The 3,009-nt window shown below is 56.2% G+C and carries 3 protein-coding genes; 2 read left to right on the top strand and 1 reads right to left on the bottom strand.

The genetic code is table 11. The features are described from left to right. Both AACS18_RS02615 and AACS18_RS02620 read left to right on the top strand, forming a co-directional pair. A partial coding sequence (locus tag AACS18_RS02615; protein ID WP_181363386.1) for an efflux RND transporter permease subunit occupies positions 1-617 on the top strand: 617 nt, incomplete at its 5' end. A 263-nt stretch (positions 618-880) separates the two neighbouring features. Then, positions 881-2,089 carry a tyrosine-type recombinase/integrase gene (locus AACS18_RS02620; RefSeq protein WP_108613625.1) on the top strand — a complete coding sequence of 403 codons (1,209 nt, stop codon included), beginning with the start codon at positions 881-883 and terminating at the stop codon, positions 2,087-2,089. A 43-nt stretch (positions 2,090-2,132) separates the two neighbouring features. Here AACS18_RS02620 and AACS18_RS02625 read toward each other — a convergent pair. Then, positions 2,133-3,009, bottom strand: an 877-nt coding sequence (locus AACS18_RS02625; protein ID WP_146184838.1) for a tetratricopeptide repeat protein, incomplete at its 5' end; no start/stop codon positions are given.

A 3,009-nucleotide genomic window follows, 5' to 3' on the forward strand; every position in this document is an offset into this window, starting at 1 on the left:
TGGTGGCGCAATTGCCGCCAGGCTTCGCATTGGCCTGGACGGGACAGTCGTTGCAAGAGCGCCAGTCGGCCGAGCAGGCCCCCCTGCTGATGCTATTGTCGGCGCTGGTGGTCTTCCTGGTGCTGGCGGCACTCTATGAAAGCTGGTCGATCCCGCTCTCGGTGATGATGGTGGTGCCGCTGGGCCTGCTCGGTGCCGTCGCGGCCGTGATGCTGCGCGGCATGCCCAACGACGTCTTCTTCAAGGTGGGCATGATCACCATCATCGGTCTGTCGGCCAAGAACGCCATCCTCATCGTGGAGTTTGCGCGCCAGTTGCACAGCGAAGGGCGCTCACTGCTTGATGCGGCTGTCACTGCTGCCCGCCTGCGCCTGCGCCCCATTCTGATGACGTCGCTGGCCTTCACCCTCGGGGTGGTGCTCTTGATGCTCGCCAGTGGCGCCAGCGCGGAGACCCAGCACGCCATCGGCACCGGCGTGTTTGGCGGCATGATCAGCGGCACCCTGCTGGCCATCTTCTTCGTGCCGGTCTTCTTCGTCTTCGTCATCGGCACCCAGGCGCGCATTCAGGCCTGGCAGGCACGGCGAGCATCCAACTGCATTCATCCGGATCGATGACCACAGATACACAGGCGGCCGGATAGTCCCTCAGCACATCACCAAAAGAAAAAGCCCAACCTGCTAAACAGGTTGGGCTTGGTATGTGGCGGAGAGACAGCCCGCCACAAAACCGTCCAATGCAATTCGCAATCCTACAAATAATATAGCATCATCAAACACTTAAAACAAAACCCCGTCCAACCCCCTTCAATGACATGCCACCACACCCCATATGAAATGGCATACTGGATGGCATACTGTTTTCAACAAGAGGAGGCATCATGGCAACACTCACTGACACTAAGGCCCGCAACCTGAAGCCTGAAGACAAACCACTACCCCATGGTGGGATCACGGGCCTGGCGCTTCATCCATCAACAATAAAAGGAAAGGGCAAATGGGTGTTACGATATGTCAGTCCCATTACCGGCAAACGCCGCAATGCAGGCTTGGGTTCCTACCCGGAAGTCTCGGTTGCAGATGCAGGTAACCAGGCTCGTCTGATGCGTGAGCAACTGTCCAAAGGGCTAGACCCCTTGGATATGAAGAAAGCAGAAGCTACTAAACCAGCGATACCCACTGTCGAAATTGCAGCTCGCCAGGTTCACCAACAGCTACTCCCTGGCTGGCGCAATCCCAAACACGGTAAGCAGTGGATCTCCACCCTGGAGCAATACGCCTTCCCTGTTATCGGACAACAGCCTATTGATTCAATTACTCCAGCCCTGATTGCACGTGTACTACAGCCTATCTGGTTAACGATCCCGGAAACCGCAACCAGAGTGAAACAGCGGCTGCATGCCGTCATGGCTTGGGCTTGGGCTCATGGGTTTTGCCCTGCCAATCCAGTCGATGTGGTAGATAAGCTCCTGCCGCAACAACCTAGCAAAGCAATTAGAACCCAGCATCAGCCAGCCATGGACTGGCGTCTTCTTCCTGCGTTCTACCAGGAAAATTTGGCCAACTCGGCAAGAGTTGATGTTAGCCATGCCTTACTCTCATTTGTGATATTGACAGCCTGTCGCTCTGGAGAAGCGAGGAATATGCGCTGGGAAGAACTCGATCTAAATGCAGCCATCTGGACCATTCCTGCGGATAGGATGAAGACGCAAGTAACACAACGAGTCCCGTTATCTCTTCAAGCCATCTCCGTTCTGGAAAAAGTACAAGGGTTACACAATGAATGGGTATTCCCCTCTCCTCGGAAACAGGTCCCACTCACTGACATGGCGATGACCAGCTTACTCAGGCGTTTGGATGCCCAAAGCACAACCCCAGGGCGCACCGCAACAGCCCATGGCTTTCGTTCGAGCTTTCGGGATTGGTGCAGTGAACAGGGCTATGCACGGGATCTCGCTGAACGTGCGTTAGCTCACACAGTGCAGAACAAGGTAGAAGCTGCATACCACCGTACAGACTTGCTGGATCAGCGACGCCCGATGATGGATGCTTGGGCTGAGTTTGTTGTTGGTAATTCGCCAACTAAATAAGAAGGAAGCGGCCTTGGTGGGCCGCTTCCTTCCATGTTCTTTTTTAGCTTTTCTTAGCCGTTGTGGGCATTTTGCCAAACCAGTGCTCAGAGAGTTTCTGAGCCTGCTTTACTTCCGGTTTGGTCATCGTGGCCTCGAGTTCATCACGGGCCTGAACGGCTTCAGGCATCCCTTCTGTCGCAGCCAGTGACAACCAGGCATAGGCATGCACCCGATTGCGCGGGGCCCCCAAGCCTTCCTCTCGTAGCGTTCCCATTCGGTATTGGGCCTGGCGGTCACCTTGCTGGGCTGCCAAGCGGTACTGCTTGAGCGCCAGTGCGTAATCCTCTTTGCCACCTTGTCCCAGACGTAACATTTCACCATAGGTGTACTGCGCGGCAATGTGTCCATGTTCGGCAGCCTTGGCATAACTGGCCCTAGCCCGCTCCAGTTCACCTTGCTTATGCTGCAGCTCCGCCAACTCGAACAATGCTTGGGTTACGCCGCCGTCAGCTGCCTTCTCTAACCAATAGACCTGCTGCTTCTGCTCTACCTGCTGCAAACTCAGTTGGTACTCTGCTTCATGGGAGCCGTGTCCAGCAGCCAGCTCCAGCCAGTAACGACCTAGGGCGGGGTCTGTGGGGAGCTGCTCCCCAGCCAGATAAGCCTTGCCATGCCAGAGTTCGGCTTCGGCAGAGCCAGCTGTAGCGGCTCGCTGATAGGCTGTGAACGCATAGGTGGGAGCGGCCTGCTTAGCTTGCTGTAGTAAAGCATCCGGCTGCTGCTGAGCCGCAGCCTTGTCGTTCCAGCGCTGGGCGAGGTCTGGTCGTTTGACAACCCCTTTACCTTGCGCATATCGCTCACCCAGTAGGTACTGGGCATCACGGTTACCCAGCTCTGCGGACAGTTCAAGCCACTTGATGGCGTCCATATCTGCCCCC

The organism is Aeromonas sp. HMWF015 (assembly GCF_963878965.1).
GTDB lineage: Bacteria > Pseudomonadota > Gammaproteobacteria > Enterobacterales > Aeromonadaceae > Aeromonas > Aeromonas veronii.

What these genes read in the sequence shown, in the direction of transcription:
- AACS18_RS02620 (WP_108613625.1), top strand. Translation starts at nt 881, where the DNA reads ATGGCAACACTCACTGACACTAAGGCCCGCAACCTGAAGCCTGAAGAC.